Below are 16,548 nucleotides of genomic sequence, written 5' to 3'. Positions count from 1 at the left end.
CGGATCACGCGGTGACAACGGGCTCGCCCGACGGTACGAAGGCGTCGCAATAGAAATTGTCTGGCGCCAAACCGGCCTCGTGGACAAAATCCTCGCGTGCCGCCGAGGTCATTGCGGGGCTTCCGCATGCATAGACCTCGTGGTCGCTGAGGTTCGCGTAGTCCTCGAGCACCGCTCGATGAACGAGCCCGGTGCGTCCGGTCCAGTCCTCCGCGGGATGTGACAGGACGGGAGTGAATGAGACACGACCCGGATCCGAGGCCCACTTCTCGGGCAACTCGGGTAGGTAGATGTCGCCCTGTCCTCGTGCGCCCCAGTAGAGGTGCACGGACCGTTCTCCACCACGTTTGAGGTGGTCCTCGATGATCGATTTGACCGGGGCGAAGCCGGTGCCGCTGGCGACGAAGATGACCGGCCTGTCCGAGTCGGGGTTCAGTGAGAACTCGCCGTAGGGCAGCTCGATCCTCAGTCTGGTTCCCTTTTCGAGCCCGCCGAGCACCTCATCGGAGAAGCGTCCACCCTGCACCCGACGAATGTGCAGCTGCACTCCGTCGTTCTCATGCGGCGGATTCGCCATCGAATAATTCCGGCTGTCACCGTCGTCGAGAAAGACTTTCAGGTACTGCCCGGCAGCGAACTTCGCACGCACCCCGGTGGGGAGACGCAGCTGCACCACCGTGACATCGGGCGACGGACGGGTGATCCGATGGACCTTTGCGGTCAGGGTCTTGCGTATCACCCTGTCCTGCTGGGTGATCCGCTTGGGCGTGATCGAGGTGTCGGTGCTCGGCCGGGCCTGGCAGAACAGCACTCCACTCTGAGGGCCTTGCGACATCCCCCAGCCGCGCACATCGAGGCAGCCGGCATCGAGTGCGCCTTCGCAACTCGAGCACACGCCTTTGCGGCACGAGTACGGGATCGCGTATCCGGAACGTTCCGCCGCGTCGAGCACGCTCTCATCGGGCTCGCACGGAAAGCTGATGTCCGTTCCGGTGACAGTAACTGTGTAGGTCATGAGGTAGCTCCAAAGGGGCCGGGTGCGGACATGTGGGTTTCGGCGGCGCCGACGAGTCGCAACGCCCCGACTACCGCATCCGGGTCGGCTGTGCCCTTGCCGGCAATGTCGAACCCCGCGCCGTGGCCGACACTGGAGAACCGCACTCCGGCGCCGATCGTCATCGCGGCTGCGCTGCGCCCAGCGAGGAGTTTGACGGGAATATGGCCCTGATCGTGGTACATGGCGACGAACGCGTCGAAGCCGGGGTCTGCCAGCATGAGGTCGGCCCCGACCGGTCCCGAGGCGTCGATCCCTGCGGCGCGCAGCCGCTCCACCGCTGGCGTTGTCACCCGCAGGTCCTCGTCACCGAACAAACCGCCCTCGCCGGCGTGTGGATTGATGCCGAAGACGCCGATGCGCGGGGACGGGATGCCCTGCGCCTGTAACGTCTCCACCGCGGCACGTGCCGCCCCGTGCACCAGCTCGGGCGTGAGGCGCCCAAGCGCATCCCGCAGCGATTCGTGCAACGTTGCGTGCACGATGCGCAAACCGGCACCGATCAACATCAAGAACACCTGATCGGGCCGCGCGCCGACGAGTTCGGCCAGCAAGCTCGGATATCCGTCGAAGGAGATGCCGGCGGCGTTGACCGCGGTTTCCGAGTGCGGGCACGCGACGATGCCGCGGGCTCCGCCGCCCTGCAGGCAGCGCACGGCCCGTTCCAGGTACGCCACCGTCGCCTTCCCGGCTTCGGCTGTCACCCGGCCCGGGGCGAAGGCCCCGGCGGGCAGCGAGGGCACCGGAAGCAGGTCGACGACATCGGCCATGGGCGTGGCCAAGCCGTCGGCTGTCTCGCGGACCGTCATGCCTGCCCGGTGGGCGAGCGGCTCGACGACACATCGATCGCCCACCAGGACCGGATTGAATGCGGGATGCTCCTGCGCTGCCATGACGGCCTTCACCGCGAGCTCGGGGCCGATTCCATTCGGATCGCCGATCGTGAGCAGGACCCGCGGGGGGGACCCACTCATAGCGGGAGCGCCAACAGGGTATCGATGTTGGTGCTGTCGCACACCACGACTCGTTCGGCAATCTTCAACTGATCGTCCACGTCGACATACCGGTCGACATACCGCCCGCTGGCGAAGATGTCGGATTGGCCGTCGCGCATCACCCGCACCACCAGGAAGCTGGTCTCGGCATGGATACCGTCACCGTTCTCTTCCAGGACCGAGGGCTGGCCCAGGATGTGACGGTAGGTGTGTTGCTCGTAGATGTTGGCTTCACGCAGCGCCGATACGCGGTCGACCAGCATCCGGCGAGTGTTGGCCCACACCAGTCCGGCGGGCAGGCCTTCGCTGTAGTTCTGTGCGGTGGTGATCCGGTACATGCAGTTTTCGACGAAGAAGTCCGGCCACTGCTCGAGCGGCCCCTCGTCGATGCAGCGGGAGTAGTCGGCCTGCACGCGGCCGATTCGCTGGAAGTCGTTCACGCTCATGCCTCTTCCTGTCGGTTCATCGCGGCCCGGTATGCCTTCCAGAAGCCGCGGACCGATGCTTCGGTGACACGGCTTTCGCTGGATTCGGCGAGACTGCCTCCCATTTCGAGCACGGCGGACTGGCTTGCCGCACCTGCGATTCCGCGTTGCACGAACCCTCCGACACAGCCGTCCTCCATCGAGATGTAGCCTGCGGGGCCCACGAGGTTGGCCTGCTTGAGTCGTACTTCCCGCTGCTCGGGCGTGTCTTCTTCGAAGCCGAGGTACGTCCAGTTCAGCCGTGTTCGTTCGACCCCGGTCGGCAGGATCTGGCGCACAGCCACGGAGTTCTGGATCTGCTGCAACACGAAGCCCGGGAAGACGGAGAGGATCTGCAGCGTCGTATCGTCACCGACCTCGCTGAACCCCTCGAGCAAGGTTGGATCGGCCAGTGTGTAGGCGCTTTCGGACCGGATGTTCTGATCTGAGTACGCGACGTCCTTCTCGGCGTCTCGGTCGATCGCTGAGTAACTGACGTGGTGACCGCCGCTCTCGTCGACGATGATCCCACCGCGCTGCGACAGTCGGTTGAGCTCGAAGGTCGTGAAGAACAGGTGCAGGATGCTGGCGTGGTAGGAGTCCTTGACGTTCTCTACGTACAGCTTCCAGTTGTTGGGAAGGATTTGTGTGAAGCGTCCGATGATCTCGGGTGTGCGCCCCGCGAGGACACGGGCGATCCGACTCGTGATCTCTTCGCCGAGATAGTCCTCGATGTCAGGCACGTCATCGGAGAAACTACCGAAAACCAGGCCGTGAAGTACGGCGATGCGCAACTTGCGCGGTCCGTGGTCCTCCATACAGAACGAATCAGGCATTCCGCCTTTGCCTTTGACTCCGTCCTGGAATGCTACTCCGGTCAGATCGCCCTGCAGGTTGTAGCTCCACGCGTGGTAGACGCACGTAAAGTCCTTCGTGTTTCCGCGGTCGTCCAGGGCGAGTAGGGCGCCGCGATGGGCGCACCGGTTTTCGAAGCCGTAGAGCTCACCGTCTCGGTCGCGCGCCACGATCACCGGTGTCTCGCCGACGAAGGTGGAGCAGTAGTCTCCCGGGCCGGCTACCTCGGCTTCCAGGCACAGGTAGCTCCAGTACGGGCCGTGGAACAACTTGGTCTGCTCGGCCGCGTAGACGTCTTCGCCCTGGAACACCCGATACGGCACCCGGGTGAGGTCGTCGGTCCAATCCGCCTGGGTCTCGCGGACCGTGTCGACAACGCTGCTTTCCATAATTTCTCCTCAGTCTGGACAACCAGTCGGGACATCAGAGAACTCGCTCGGCGGGACTTGACAAGCCCCGTGGCTGTTCGTATAACGAACATATGAGCAATTCTCGAACAATTAAGCCGGACGATAAGGGAAGTGTCAAGGGTGCTGCCCGCGCTCCCGAGGGAATGGCCGGACTGGCGAAGGGCCTGGCGGTCATCGAGGCCTTCGGCATCCGCCACCCGCAACTGACCGTCACCGACGCCGCTCAGCGGACGAACACCTCCCGCGCCGCGGCGCGCCGCTGCCTGCTCACTCTCGTCGAGCTCGGTTACCTGACCCACGACAACGGAAACTTCCGACCGACACCCAGGATGCTTCGGCTGGGCGGGGCCTATCTGGACACCGCGCCACTGCCGCAACTTGCCCAGCCGCAGTTGGTCGAGGCCCGCGATGCGCTGGGCGAGTCGGTGTCGCTCGCGGTTCTCGAAGACGGGTGTTCCCTGTTCGTCGCCCGCGCCGAGGCCGCACGGATCGTCGCGACCGGAGTCCGGGTCGGCGCCAAACTGCCCGCCCACAGCTCCGCGACCGGTCGAGTACTGCTGGCCGGACTTCCCGAGACGCAACTCGACGACTACCTCCGAGAATGCCACCCGCAGCCGCGCACACCCAAGACACTGACCGATGTCGATGCCATCAGCGAGCGAATCCTGACCGCGAGGGAGAGCGGCGTGGCCTGCACCGACGAAGAAATCGAACTCGGCATGCTGTCGATAGCCGTACCGGTGCGGACTGCCCGGGGCGAAACCGTGGCGGCAATGAGTGTCAGTGCGTCCACAGCCAGAACCACCCTGCACGACATCCGTGAGGCAGCCGTGCCCGTACTGAACAAGTACGCAGCAAGACTCGGCCGGCTTCTGTGAGATCCCACCCAGACGGCAACTCACACCCCCGCGGTACGGAGAGGGATGCGACGCTCCCAGCGTGTCTGTGTCGACGCATGCGGGGCTCCCCTGCGGGAGGTGACTTCGGTTGTGCTGGAGTCATTGTCTGTCGTGGCCGATGACGTCATGAGGGCGGCGAAACCGACGCCGGCAACAGCGAGGCGGCCATGAGCGCGCACAGGAGGGCCGAGCCTTTCAGGACCTATGCGGGTACGGAGGCGACATGACGGAGCCGAGTGCGATGATCGACGGCGATCGGAACCGGGAGACCGAGCAGCGCCAGGACCCCACGTGCTTCGGAGGTTCGCGGGACTTGCCGATCGGGTACATCGAGTCGGCCGACGCCGTCACGAACACCACGGTCAGCCTTTCCGCCACCAGACCTCGGGGATGGAGCCGTGACCCGTTGGGTCTGGCTGGGAACGGGGCTGTGTCGCAGGGGCGGACTTCCGCCCAATCATCGTGAAAGCGCGAGGTTCTGCGCACCCACGGTGCAGTGTGGCATTTAGAGACACCCGCAACACTGTCTCTCTGCAGACCAGAGTTAGCTTCTGTACAACAGTCGCGTGATGTGCTTCACTTTCGGGGCCAGGTGTGACGGGACTACAGAAGGAATCGGGTCGATATGGGCAGTAGTTCGCTGAGCCGGCGGGATTTCATGAGAGTAACGGCGGCTCTCGGGGGTCTCCTCGCTGTGGGAGCCGGCGCAGGGTGTGCTACCCAGTCCCGAGGTAGGGACGGCGTCTACCGAGGTGACGTCGCCATCACCGGGTTGGCGAGCCTGATCCATTCGGCCCCGTTTCTGATCGCAGCGTCCGAGGGCTACTACGAAGAAGAGATGCTGGCGCTGGAGAACGTTCAGTTCCCGGGTGGGCTGGACACCGTGCGTGGAATCGGCTCCGGGATCGGATTCGGCACTTCGGCGACGATTCCGGTGTTCATCGCCGTGGAGCGCGGACTCGATGTCAAGGCGTTCGGGAACGTCTACACCGCGGCATCTGTGGACTTCATCGCCCCCGCTGACTCCCCGATCAACACGATCGAAGATGTTCGGGGCCGCACCATCGGTGTGAGCAGCCCGGGATCGAACTCGACCGACTTCGCCGAGAAGACGCTTCGATTGGCGGGTTTGACACCCGGCGTCGACGTCGAGCTGCTCAGCGTCGGATCCGCGAGCGATTCGTGGACCGTCGCCTCCCAGGGCGTTGTCGATGTCGCGTGGACTGCGTCCCCGCTGTCCGAGCGCATCATCGCCGAAACCGGCGCGAAGGTGATCTGGCGATCCCGGGACTACGTCCAGGACTGGTCGGACACCTGCCTATGTGCCACCACCCCGTTCATCGAAAAGAATCGGGACGTCTTGGCGGGGTGGATGCGTGCTGTGGGTCGCGGTATCGAGATGATCGATACGGATCTCGAGCGAGCGGCCGAAATCTATGGCCGCACAATCAAGTACAAGCCCGAGATCGCTCTGGCGGCGTTGGAGAATTCGCGAGGCTTCTTCAGTCTCGACTTCGCGCGCCCGCAACTCGAAGCGGTCGTGGCCTCGGGCGTCGAGGCCGGACGACTCGGCGGCAAGGTCGATATTGACTCAGTTGTAGTCGAACTATAAGGCGGGAAGAGAACATGACCACTACACAAGTCGAATCGAAGAACGTCTCTTTCGACGGTATCGGTATGACTTTCGATTCCGACACCGGGCGGACCGAGGCCGTGCGTAACGTCACGGCATCGATCGCGGAGGGCCAGTTCGTATCGGTGATCGGTCCGAGTGGATGCGGAAAGAGCACCTTGCTGGACATGGCCTGTGGCTTACTTGTTCCCTCACGTGGACGGGTGACCATCGATGGGGAGATTGTCACAGGGCCCCGTAAGGACACCGCCATGGTGTTTCAGGAAGATTCGACGCTGCACTGGCGGAGTGTTCTCGACAATGTGGCTTTCGGGTTGGAGATCAAGCACGTCGACAAGGACGAGCGCCTGGAAAAAGCGCGTGCGATGATCCAACTGGTCGGGTTGAAGGGTTTCGAGAAGCACCGGCCAGGGCAGCTTTCCGGAGGTATGCGTCAACGCGTGGCGATCGCCCGTGCACTCGCCACGGATCCTCGAATTCTGTTGATGGACGAACCGTTCGGCGCTCTGGATCAGCAGACGCGACAGTTCATCGGGCGCGAGCTCTTGAAGATCTGGGAGCAGACCCACAATCGGGTGCTCTTCGTTACTCACGACATCCAAGAGGCGATCTATCTGTCGGATCAGATCTGGGTGATGTCGGCACGTCCATCGGTGGTCCGAGAGGTGATCGACGTCGGGCTCCCTCGTCCACGCCCGAGCGGCACACACGCCATGGCCAGATTCAAGGAACTCGAGGATCACCTGTGGTCGATAATCAAGGAAGAGGCCGCTAAGACACTGGGGCACGGGACGGATGCCGCATGACTGTGACCTCGCCGCAGGCGGCCCTCCACGAAACGCCAAGGTTGGGATTCCGACGAGCGAAACATCGGGCACGCGTCGTACGTTGGACGATGCTGGTTGCTCTGGTGTTGTTGCTCGAGGCGGCAACGCGAACCGGCTGGATCGACCGCAATCAGATGGTCGCGCCGTCCGAGATACTCGCCCACGTCGCGGCAATCATCCCGAGCACCCACTTCGTCACCGATCTGACGCGGACGAGCGTGACCATACTGGCGGCGTTCGCACTGGGCGTGCTCGGCGGGGTGCCCCTGGGGGTATTGCTCTGGAGGGTCCGGGTCGTCGGCCGAGTCCTCGAGCCATTCATCGTCACCGGGTACGCGATGCCGACATTGCTGTTCTACCCGATTCTGGTCGCGGTGCTCGGACTCAACGCGGGACCAATCATCGTCATCGCGAGCACGATGGCCCTCATTCCAATAGCGCTGACCACGATGGTGGCGCTCGGAGACGTCAAACCGGTGCTGCACAAGCTGGCGCGATCGGTCGATGCCTCGCGCCGGCAGCAATATTTCAAGGTGCTGTTCCCGGCCGCCACGCCGCTCATTTTTCCCGGGATCAAGCTCGGATTCATCTATGCAGTCATCGGCACCATCGCGATGGAGTTCATTCTGGCCTCGAAAGGCCTGGGGTTTCGTGCGGGCTTTATGTACCGCGAACTCTACGTCGCGGACATGTGGGCCTACATTGCCATTGTCGTGGTCTTCAGCATCGCAGTGAACAGTGCACTCGGCCTGGCTGAACGAGCCATTCGAAGGGACATGTTGTGAACGCCACCACGCTCAGCGCCGGAACCGAAGGTGAAGCAGGCAAACAGAATACGGAACAGCGGTTCCGCCTGTCACAGCGGTGGGCCGACAACGTCCTGCGAATACTCATCGTCATCGGGTTGATCGGTGTCTGGGCGCTTATTGCAGCGACCAGCGAACTTGTGCCGTCCCCGGGCGCGTCGATGTCGGCGGTATGGGGACTGTTCGCAGACGGTTCCATCTACAGGAATCTCAATGCCACGATGAGTGCTGTCGGACTCGGATTCGTCATCGCAACAGCGGTGGGTTTCCCGACTGGATACATCATCGGGCGAAGCAAGTTTCTCGGTGATGTGTTCGATCCGATCATCGCGGGTGCCTTCGCCATACCACGGGTAATCTTCTTTCCGATCCTGCTGCAGATCTTCGGCCTGGGACTCGGAGCACAGTCGGCAATGGCCGCATTGGCCGCGGTGTTCCCCATCATCGTCTCGACGGCGGCGGGAGTACGCGCCATCAACCCCATCCTGCTGAAACTCGGCCGGGCCACCGGTGCAAGTCCGCTTCAGGCAATGAGCAAAATCGTGGTGCCCGCGATGGCGCCCTCTCTCATGGTCGGTATCCGAATCGGCTTCAGCATTGCCTTCATCAATGTACTGATCGCCGAGTTCTTCGCGACCAGAGCAGGATTGGGGCAGATGGCGATGCTTGCGTACGGCAAGTTGGATCTGCCGACGATGTACGGAGTGATCATGCTGCTGGTCTCGATGGCGCTGGTGGGCAACATCGCCCTGTGGGCCATCGAACGGAAGATCACCGACGCGGTCAACTGATCGCCGCACGCAACTATTCGAATCGGCAGTGGGCCTTTCCGGCCCATGCCCACACCCATTTTCCGGAGGACACTGATGAGCGCCCTGACTGCCGCAGCAGAGGAATACCAGCGGTTGCGCACCGAATTCCGGGAGAAAGGTCTGGGCGGCCGCATCGGCTTCGGCGTGCGGCCGGCAGTGGTGGTGGTCGACTTGATCACGGGCTTCACCGATCGCCGTTCGCCGCTCGCAGGTGACCTCGATACCCAAATCGACGCAACGAAGATTCTCCTCGCGCTCGCGCGAAAGGCCCAGGTGCCGATCATCTTCTCCACAGTGGCCTACGACGCGGAACTCCAAGAGGCCGGCGCCTGGATCGGCAAGATCCCCTCGAACAAGTATCTGGTCGAGGGCAGTCAATGGGTCGAGATCGACGAGCGGCTCGAACAACAGCCAGGTGAGACGACATTGGTGAAGAAGTACGCATCGTGCTTCTTCGGCACCGACCTGGCCGCTCGGTTGATCAGCCGCCGGATCGACACCGTGATCATCGTGGGCTGCACCACGAGCGGATGTGTTCGTGCCACCGCGGTAGACGCCTGCTCGTACGGGTTCCACACCATAGTGGTCGAGGACGCAGTGGGGGACCGGGCGGCACTACCGCACACTGCCAGCCTCTTCGATATCGACGCCAAATACGGGGACGTCGTCGGACTCGACGAGGCCAGCGCCTACCTCGAGAGCGTTCCGTCGTCGAGTTGACGGTCACAGTGCCCGCGAGAACGTACCTCGCTGGGTGGACCGGACACTCACCCGAGCGCTGCCGCTAGCTGATCAGCCGCGTCCGTCAGGGCGCGGCCGATGCTGCGTACCTGTGCCGGGCGCAGGCGGTGCTTGGGCGCTGAAACATTCATTGCCAGGCGCATGCCGGGGGCGTTCGTCGGGACCGAGACGGCCACGGAGGCAACGCCTTCCTCGGATTCCTCCCGGTTGACCGCGTACCCGTTCCTTCTGACCTCTTCCAGTTGGGCTTCGAGCTCGGTCCGCGTGCTGATGGACTGGGGAGTCACCTGTTCCAGTTCCTCGGTCGGGTACAGCTGATGCAGTTCGTCGAGGGAAAGTTCCGCCAGCATGGCCTTCCCGGTGGACGTGCAGTGCGCTGGCATGACCTTGCCCAACCGGGACGCAACCCGGACTGCCGATGGGCTCTCCAGGGCGGCGATGAAGCGCACGGTTCGACCGTCGAGTGCCCCGATATGGACAGTTTCACGCAGTTCCTCGCTGAGGGTGCGCAGGATCGGTGCCGCCGTCTGAGGAATGTCGAGCCTGGCAAAAATCGCAAACGCGACCCCCGTCAGCGCTGGGCCCGGACGATAGGCCTTGCTGGCCGGATCCTGCCGAATGAAGCCCCGGTACTGGAGCATCGCCAGAAGTCGGTGAGCCGTCGACGACGCAACTCCGAGGTACTGGCTCGCCTCGGTCAGCCGAATTTCGGTCTGTTCACCGAGCAGCAACAGCAGACGAAGTGCGTTGTCGACGGATTCGATCGGGTACTGCGGTGGTGTCGCCTCCGGCGCCTGTTGCCGTGGACCGTGGTTCTGCATAGCAGAGAGCATACGTGTCAGGTCGGGTGTGCGGTCGACCTGCCAGCGGGTGGAATCCGCGTACGCGCAGGGGGTTGACTCGTCGGACTGAAGAGAGCAACATCTAGCTAACAGAAGGCGCTTCTGCATAGCAGAGAGACCGCCATCGTCGATCGAAGAGGAATGAACCTTGGAACCCCGGACGACCCACCACACACAAGCGATGGAAGACATTCGCCGCGGCATGATCCCGGCGCACATCTACAACGACAAAGAGATTTTCGAGCGTGAGAAGGCGACCGTCTTCAGTCGATCGTGGTTGTTCGTCGCGCACGAATCCGAGGTACCGCAGGCGGGGGACTACGTTGTCCGCCGGGTGCTCGAGGATTCGTTCATCATCTCCCGCGACTCCAAAGGGGGGATTCGGGCGATGTTCAACATGTGTCTGCACCGCGGGATGCAGGTGTGTCGCGCGGAAATGGGAAACGCGTCGAACTTTCGCTGCCCCTATCACGGTTGGTCGTACCGAAACGACGGCCGCATCATCGGACTGCCGTTCCACGAGGAGGCGTACGGGGGCGAGGAGGGCTTCAAGAAGAAGGGCCAGACACTCCTCCCTGCACCCAATCTCGACAGCTACAACGGAATGATCTTCATCAATATGGATCCGAACGCGGAATCGCTGTCGGACTATCTGGGTGACTTCAAGTTCTACCTCGACTACTACACCAAGCAGAGCGAGTCGGGGCTCGAGGTACGGGGCCCGCAGCGTTGGAGGGTCAAAGCGAACTGGAAGATCGGAGCCGAGAATTTCGCGGGCGACATGTACCACACGCCGCAGACACACACCTCGGTCGTCGAGATCGGCCTGTTCCGCGAACCGAAAGCGGAGAAGCGCAAGGACGGAGCAACCTACTGGGCAGGACCAGGTGGGGGAACGACGTACAAGTTGCCAGACGGCACCTTCGACGAGCGCATGCAGTACGTGGGATACACCGCGGAGATGACCGACCGGGCCAAGGAGGTGTGGTCGGACGAGCAGCAGCGAGTAATCGGCGCAGACGGCTTCATGATCTCGGCAGCATCGGTGTTTCCGAACCTGAGCTTCGTGCACAACTGGCCGAAGGTCGAGGACGGCGACGACGTTCTGCCGTTCATCTCCATTCGACTCTGGCAACCGATCAGTGAGAACGAGACCGAGGTGTTGTCCTTCTTCGCGGTCGACCGGAGCGCGCCGGAAGAATTCAAGAAGAAGTCGTACAAGGCATACCTGATGTGCTTCGGATCCACCGGCATGTTCGAACAGGACGATGTCGAGAACTGGGTGTCGCTGACGAACACCTCCGCAGGATCGATGGCGCGGCGCCTGTTACTCAACAGTCGCATGGGTCTGCTCGAGGACGGGACACGCGTCTCCGATGAGCTCACCGCCGACGAGTTCCACGGCCCCGGGACGGCGCAGGTCGGATACAACGAGGCCAACCAGCGCAAACTTCTCGAAATGTGGGCGGACTACCTCGAAAAGCCGGCACTGGAGGTGGGGCCGACATCGGTGGGAACCGACAATCCAGACGGAATCAGGCCGCTGACTCCGACGAACGGCAGCTGCGACCACAGCAAGGACGCGACTGTCAACGGGGCGGTGCTGGCATGACCACCTCTGTGCGAGCTACCAATACCGGTTACAGCCGCGTAGGTGAAGGCTCGACCTATTCGGAACAAGCCGTGCTGGGCGACCATGCATCGCGCGTCACGCGCACCGGAACTCCGCTGCGATTCGACGATCGACGGCACCTGGACGCGCACCAATTCTTGATCGACGAGGCATATCTGCTCGACGCACAGGAATACCAAACCTGGCTCGACAACATCACCGACGATATCCACTACCTCATGCCGGTTCGGGTAACCACGGCGCTCAACTCGGGATTCGACACCTCACCAGGAATGGCACATTTCGATGAGAACAAGTATTCGCTGAGCCGGCGGGTCGCGCGGTTCGTCACCGAGCACGCGTGGACCGAGGATCCCCCGTCACGACTGCGCCACTACATCACCAACATCCGGACCTTCCTCACCGACGCCGAGGACCACCTCGTCGTCGAAAGCGCCGAATTGCTGTTCCGCAGCAGAGGCGATGTCAATGAGTCGGCACTCGTCTCGTGTGGACGCGAGGATCTGCTCAGGCGCGTCGGTGACGAATGGAAGCTCGCACGACGCACCATCTTTGTCGACGAGTCCGTGATGCGGATGCAGAATCTCGCGGTGTTCCTATGAGCTTGCAGTGGGACGGCGAGGAGCAGGACGCACGCGCCGCGCGCCGTGCCACAGACGAGTTCGCGCAGCTCTTGGCTGGTGCCGTCGGTGATCCGCTGACCATCGCCAACGAATTCGCCGAGGTCAACGTGCACAAGGTGGCGACCCGCAACGGCGTACGGCTGCTGGTGCACGCCCCGAAGTCCGGACAGTGGGTCTGTGTGGACCCGCTGGAACTCGAGGCGCTGACCTGGCAGAACCCGGCCACCTTCGCCGCGATGGTGGGAAACATGTTTGCTCCGTTGATCGCAGAGGGAGACAACGAATGACTGGCTGGCTCGACGGCAAGCGGGCACTTGTCGTTGGCGGGGGCTCGGGGATCGGGCGAGCAGTCGTCGATGCGTTCCTCGCCGAAGGCGCGTGCGTCGCGGTACTCGAGCGTGACCCGAACAAGTGTCGAGTGCTGCGCGAACACCTACCCCAGGTACCGGTCATCGAAGGTGACGCCACACGCGCGGCGGACAACGACGCTGCCGTCGCGGCTGCGGTCGCCGCGTTCGGAGGGCTCGACACACTGGTCAACTGTGTCGGGATCTTCGACTTCTACCAGGGCATAGAGGACATCCCCGCGGACACACTCGACGTGGCGTTCGACGAGATGTTCCGAACCAACGTGCTCAGCCACATGCACTCGGTCAAGGCCGCCGTACCGGAACTGCGCAAGCACCGCGGATCGTCGATCGTGCTGGCGGAGTCTGCCTCGTCGTTCTATCCCGGACGAGGCGGAGTGCTCTACGTGTCATCCAAATTTGCCGTACGCGGGCTGGTCACCACCCTGGCCTACGAGCTCGCCCCAGATATTCGCGTCAACGGAGTCGCCCCAGGCGGCACGTTGAACACCGACCTGCGCGGGTTGGCGAGCCTGGGACGCGACGCCGATCGACTCGACGACAATCCGAATCGTGCAAACGAGTTGGCGGCGCGGACACCGCTCAACGTGGCCCTCTCAGGTGAGGACCACGCGTGGAGCTTCGTCTTCTTCGCTTCCGACAGATCCCGAGGAATCACCGCAGGCGCGACGCATCCCGACGGCGGCTTCGGAATCGGAGCCCCCAAACCTTCGACCCGCTGATACGAGTTCGACCAGTTCGGAAAGAGAGGAAACCGCGATGGCTGTCGTCAAAGCGAATCTTGGTGCATGTCAGGGATATGCCAATTGCGTCGTCGCTGCCGACGACTACTTCGACATCGACGACGACGGTGTCGTCGAACTATTGAGTGTGGAGGTCCCCGAATCGGAACGGGGACGCGTCGACAGTGCTGCCCGCTCCTGCCCGGTCTCCGCGCTCTGGATCGAAGACTGATGCCGGAATCGACCACGGTCATCGTCGGCGCATCGATCGGTGGTGTCCGAACTGCACAGGCACTGCGGTCGGAAGGGTATCCGGGCGCCATCATTCTCATCGGTGCCGAAGGCGAACTGCCCTATGACAAGCCGCCATTGTCGAAGTCGATCCTGGCAGGTGACTCTACGATGGCCGAGATTACGTTGTTGACCACCGAACAGGCTCGGGAACTCGATCTCGAGCTTCGGTTGGGCCAACCAGCCATACGGCTGAGCACGGCAAACCAGGATGTCGAACTCGCAGACGGTACGAGGGTCGCGTTCGACAACCTGGTGCTCGCCACCGGCGCTCGCGCCCGACCGTCACCGTGGGGAACGCCGAACGGCCTGCACGTGATACGAACAGCCGCGGACGCCCGCGCACTACGCCGCCATTTCGGCACCACCGACCACCTCGTCATTATCGGCGGCGGCTTCATCGGCGCGGAGACCGCGGCAACCGCGGTCGAACTCGGGATGCGCGTCACGCTGGTGGATCCAGAACCCGTGCCCATGGCACGCGTGATGGGTGCGGAGATCGGCGAGCTGTTCATCGACCTCCATCGGCGTCGCGGCGTCGACACCAGATTCGGGGTCGGTGTCGAGTCCGTGCACGGTGAGCACGGGTCCTTCGCGATCGGCTTGTCCGACGGGTCGACGCTCGCCGCCGACACGGTGGTCGTCGGTATCGGGGCGATACCGAACGACGACTGGCTCGAGTCCTCCGGTCTCGAGGTGAGCAATGGTGTGGTGTGTGACGTGTACTGCCGTGCAATCGGTCACGACAACATCTACGCAGTCGGCGACGTGTGCCGGTTCGACAACACCCGACGCGGCGGTTCGACCCGGCTCGAGCACTGGACGAACGCGGTGGAGCAAGCCGTCGTGGTCGCCCGGAACATCGCTCGCCCGGACGAGAAGATACGCCACGAACCGGTCGAATACGTCTGGAGTGATCAGTACGACTGGAAGATACAGACGGTCGGACTGGTGGGCTCGTCGACGCACACTGTCATCGGCGAGGTGACGAACAAGGCTCGGTTCGCGGTCTGCTACCCCGACGAGAACGGCAGACTGACCGGGGTCGTCGTCGTCAACTGGCCGAAAGCGCTTGTCACCGCCCGCAAAGCGATCGCACTCGGGGTCGAATATGCCGAGTTTGCGGCACGTCTCGAGGCAATGACGGTATCAGCCCGCACCACGGTCAAGGAAACCACGTGAACGAGACGGATATCGAGGGTGCACGGGTCGTCGTAGCCGAGGCGTGCAGGGTTGCCGCTGCCCGGGGTTTGATGGAGGGCATCCTGGGCCACATCAGCTTCAGAGTCTCCCCTGACCTTCTGCTCATCAGGTGTCGCAGTGCAGACGACACCGGCGTGGCCTATACACGCCCGTCCGACATTCGACTCGTACGGTTCGACGGAACAGCCGGCGCTCCAGGTGAACTCGACAACGGCTATCAGGTACCCAAGGAGTTGCCCGTTCACGTCGAATCGATGCGGGCCTCGCCGGACATCCGAGCTGTAGCGCACCTGCACCCCCCGTCGATTGTTGCAGCCGACCTAGCGGGTATCTCGCTGCGGCCCATCTACGGGGCCTACGACATCCCCGGTGCAGTTCTCGCGCGGGGTGGGGTGCCGGTGTACCGCCGCGCAGTGTTGATTCATAGCACCCAACTCGGCAAGGAAATGGTGACGGCGATGGGCGATCGACCCGTCGTCATCTGCCGCGGACATGGCATCACCTCCGTCGCGTCGTCGGTGCAACAGTCGGTTCTGCAGGCCGCCAGCCTGGAAGAGCTGGCGCGCATGTCCTTGGCTGTCGTGAGCGCGGGTGGCACGCTCGTCGACATCGACGACGCCGATTGGGAGGATCTTCCCGACCTGGGCGCCAACTTCAACACCGGCGCAGTCTGGCGACACGAGGTCGCACGCGCAGCGACGGTATAGGCCAATCGTGGGTACCGACGGTAATTGTCAACCTACTTGAGACACGTGCGTGTTGATTCCCTACGAGTGCGGCGTCTAAACACGGGGGCGTCGAACCACCGACCAGGATCACCTCGTCGATGTCGTTGGCGGTGACCTTGGCGTCACTCATCGCCTGCTTCACGGGGTCGAGGCAGCGTTCCACCAGATCCGCCGTCAGATCCTCGAACTTCGTCGCATGATCGTGGTGGTGAGGTGCTTGGACCGTTCGCGTCAGCGGTGACGAAGGGCAAGTTGACCTGGGCCTGTGTCACCGAGGACAACTCGACCTTGGCTTTCTCCGCGGCCTCGAAGAGGCGCTGCAACGCCCGCGCATCCTTGCGCAGATCGATATTCTCCGCACGCTGGAATTCGTCGGCGAGGTAGTCCACCAGGCGTCGGTCGAAGTCGTCGCCGCCGAGGTGGGAGTCGCCGGCCGTGGAACGGACCTCGACCACTCCCTCGCCGACGTCGAGCAGGCCCACATCGAAGGTGCCGCCGCCGAGGTCGAAGACCAGTACGGGTTGATGGGTCTGCTGACACTGCGGGCCCCACGCCCCCGAGACCGGTTATCGCGCTCGCGACACTCAGCCTCGGGGGTGACCACAGTTACTCGACCCGACCCACGGAGAAGTCAGTAAAAGG

At 63.1% G+C, this 16,548-nt stretch carries 18 protein-coding genes and 1 pseudogene; 13 read left to right on the top strand and 6 right to left on the bottom strand.

The genetic code is table 11. From position 1 onward, the window contains the following. Positions 1-4: 4 nt before the first annotated feature. The 4 genes from RHA1_RS36475 to RHA1_RS36460 are packed head-to-tail and all read right to left on the bottom strand — an operon-like array spanning position 5 to position 3,757. Positions 5-1,015, bottom strand: a complete 1,011-nt coding sequence (locus tag RHA1_RS36475) for a 2Fe-2S iron-sulfur cluster-binding protein (RefSeq protein ID WP_011599112.1) — start codon at positions 1,013-1,015, stop codon at positions 5-7. Then, entirely contained in the window at positions 1,012-2,028 is a 1,017-nt protein-coding gene (locus RHA1_RS36470; protein WP_011599111.1) for a PdxA family dehydrogenase, read from the bottom strand. The genes RHA1_RS36475 and RHA1_RS36470 overlap by 4 nt, the downstream gene beginning before the upstream one ends. After that, the gene (locus RHA1_RS36465) at positions 2,025-2,495 is read right to left on the bottom strand and encodes an aromatic-ring-hydroxylating dioxygenase subunit beta (RefSeq protein WP_005256013.1); all 471 of its coding nucleotides are present in this window, start codon (positions 2,493-2,495) and stop codon (positions 2,025-2,027) included. The genes RHA1_RS36470 and RHA1_RS36465 overlap by 4 nt, the downstream gene beginning before the upstream one ends. Then, a complete protein-coding gene (locus RHA1_RS36460) occupies positions 2,492-3,757 on the bottom strand; it encodes an aromatic ring-hydroxylating dioxygenase subunit alpha (protein WP_011599110.1) in 1,266 nt (421 codons plus the stop codon). The genes RHA1_RS36465 and RHA1_RS36460 overlap by 4 nt, the downstream gene beginning before the upstream one ends. Before the next feature lie 164 nt (positions 3,758-3,921). Here RHA1_RS36460 and RHA1_RS36455 point away from each other — a divergent pair, with 164 nt between their 5' ends. The 6 genes from RHA1_RS36455 (at position 3,922) to RHA1_RS36425 (ending at position 9,475) form a co-directional block, all read left to right on the top strand. Beyond that, positions 3,922-4,656, top strand: coding sequence for an IclR family transcriptional regulator domain-containing protein (locus RHA1_RS36455; protein WP_041813146.1), 735 nt, complete (start codon positions 3,922-3,924; stop codon positions 4,654-4,656). A 646-nt stretch (positions 4,657-5,302) separates the two neighbouring features. Beyond that, positions 5,303-6,289, top strand: coding sequence for an ABC transporter substrate-binding protein (locus RHA1_RS36445; protein ID WP_011599107.1), 987 nt, complete (start codon positions 5,303-5,305; stop codon positions 6,287-6,289). Between the two features lie 14 nt (positions 6,290-6,303). Continuing rightward, positions 6,304-7,116, top strand: a complete 813-nt coding sequence (locus RHA1_RS36440) for an ABC transporter ATP-binding protein (RefSeq protein ID WP_007297307.1) — start codon at positions 6,304-6,306, stop codon at positions 7,114-7,116. A gap of 104 nt (positions 7,117-7,220) precedes the next feature. Next, positions 7,221-7,922, top strand: coding sequence for an ABC transporter permease (locus RHA1_RS36435; RefSeq protein WP_007297306.1), 702 nt, complete (start codon positions 7,221-7,223; stop codon positions 7,920-7,922). After that, positions 7,919-8,734 (top strand): ABC transporter permease, encoded by an 816-nt coding sequence (locus RHA1_RS36430; protein WP_011599105.1) that lies wholly within the window; start codon positions 7,919-7,921, stop codon positions 8,732-8,734. Before RHA1_RS36435 ends, RHA1_RS36430 begins: the two co-directional genes overlap by 4 nt. A 75-nt stretch (positions 8,735-8,809) precedes the next feature. Beyond that, positions 8,810-9,475 (top strand): N-carbamoylsarcosine amidohydrolase, encoded by a 666-nt coding sequence (locus RHA1_RS36425; RefSeq protein ID WP_011599104.1) that lies wholly within the window; start codon positions 8,810-8,812, stop codon positions 9,473-9,475. 47 nt (positions 9,476-9,522) lie between these two features. Here RHA1_RS36425 and ophR read toward each other — a convergent pair whose 3' ends face one another. Further along, positions 9,523-10,329, bottom strand: a complete 807-nt coding sequence (ophR, locus tag RHA1_RS36420) for a transcriptional regulator OphR (protein WP_011599103.1) — start codon at positions 10,327-10,329, stop codon at positions 9,523-9,525. Between the two features lie 190 nt (positions 10,330-10,519). Between ophR and RHA1_RS36415 the strand changes: the two genes are divergently transcribed. The 7 genes from RHA1_RS36415 (at position 10,520) to phtC (ending at position 15,885) form a co-directional block, all read left to right on the top strand. Next, complete coding sequence (locus tag RHA1_RS36415; RefSeq protein ID WP_007297302.1) at positions 10,520-11,950, top strand: aromatic ring-hydroxylating dioxygenase subunit alpha; 1,431 nt, start codon at positions 10,520-10,522, stop codon at positions 11,948-11,950. 71 nt (positions 11,951-12,021) lie between these two features. Then, positions 12,022-12,573 (top strand): 3-phenylpropionate/cinnamic acid dioxygenase subunit beta, encoded by a 552-nt coding sequence (locus RHA1_RS36410; RefSeq protein WP_007297301.1) that lies wholly within the window; start codon positions 12,022-12,024, stop codon positions 12,571-12,573. Then, positions 12,570-12,881, top strand: coding sequence for a hypothetical protein (locus RHA1_RS36405; protein ID WP_007297300.1), 312 nt, complete (start codon positions 12,570-12,572; stop codon positions 12,879-12,881). The genes RHA1_RS36410 and RHA1_RS36405 overlap by 4 nt, the downstream gene beginning before the upstream one ends. After that, positions 12,878-13,684, top strand: coding sequence for a 3-(cis-5,6-dihydroxycyclohexa-1,3-dien-1-yl)propanoate dehydrogenase (gene hcaB, locus RHA1_RS36400; RefSeq protein WP_011599100.1), 807 nt, complete (start codon positions 12,878-12,880; stop codon positions 13,682-13,684). The genes RHA1_RS36405 and hcaB overlap by 4 nt, the downstream gene beginning before the upstream one ends. A 37-nt stretch (positions 13,685-13,721) precedes the next feature. Beyond that, positions 13,722-13,916, top strand: coding sequence for a ferredoxin (locus tag RHA1_RS36395; RefSeq protein ID WP_005256000.1), 195 nt, complete (start codon positions 13,722-13,724; stop codon positions 13,914-13,916). Next, positions 13,916-15,157 (top strand): NAD(P)/FAD-dependent oxidoreductase, encoded by a 1,242-nt coding sequence (locus RHA1_RS36390; protein ID WP_011599099.1) that lies wholly within the window; start codon positions 13,916-13,918, stop codon positions 15,155-15,157. Before RHA1_RS36395 ends, RHA1_RS36390 begins: the two co-directional genes overlap by 1 nt. Next, entirely contained in the window at positions 15,154-15,885 is a 732-nt protein-coding gene (gene phtC, locus RHA1_RS36385) for a 3,4-dihydroxyphthalate decarboxylase (RefSeq protein WP_011599098.1), read from the top strand. Before RHA1_RS36390 ends, phtC begins: the two co-directional genes overlap by 4 nt. 88 nt (positions 15,886-15,973) lie before the next feature. Here phtC and RHA1_RS36380 read toward each other — a convergent pair. Then, a pseudogene (locus tag RHA1_RS36380) lies at positions 15,974-16,442 on the bottom strand (Hsp70 family protein); the annotation flags it as partial. Positions 16,443-16,548 lie beyond the last annotated feature (106 nt).

It is taken from the genome of Rhodococcus jostii RHA1, from assembly GCF_000014565.1.
GTDB lineage: Bacteria > Actinomycetota > Actinomycetes > Mycobacteriales > Mycobacteriaceae > Rhodococcus_F > Rhodococcus_F jostii_A.
The sequence above is the reverse complement of the archived record's forward strand: the minus strand, read 5'-3'. Positions and strand labels throughout refer to the sequence as shown.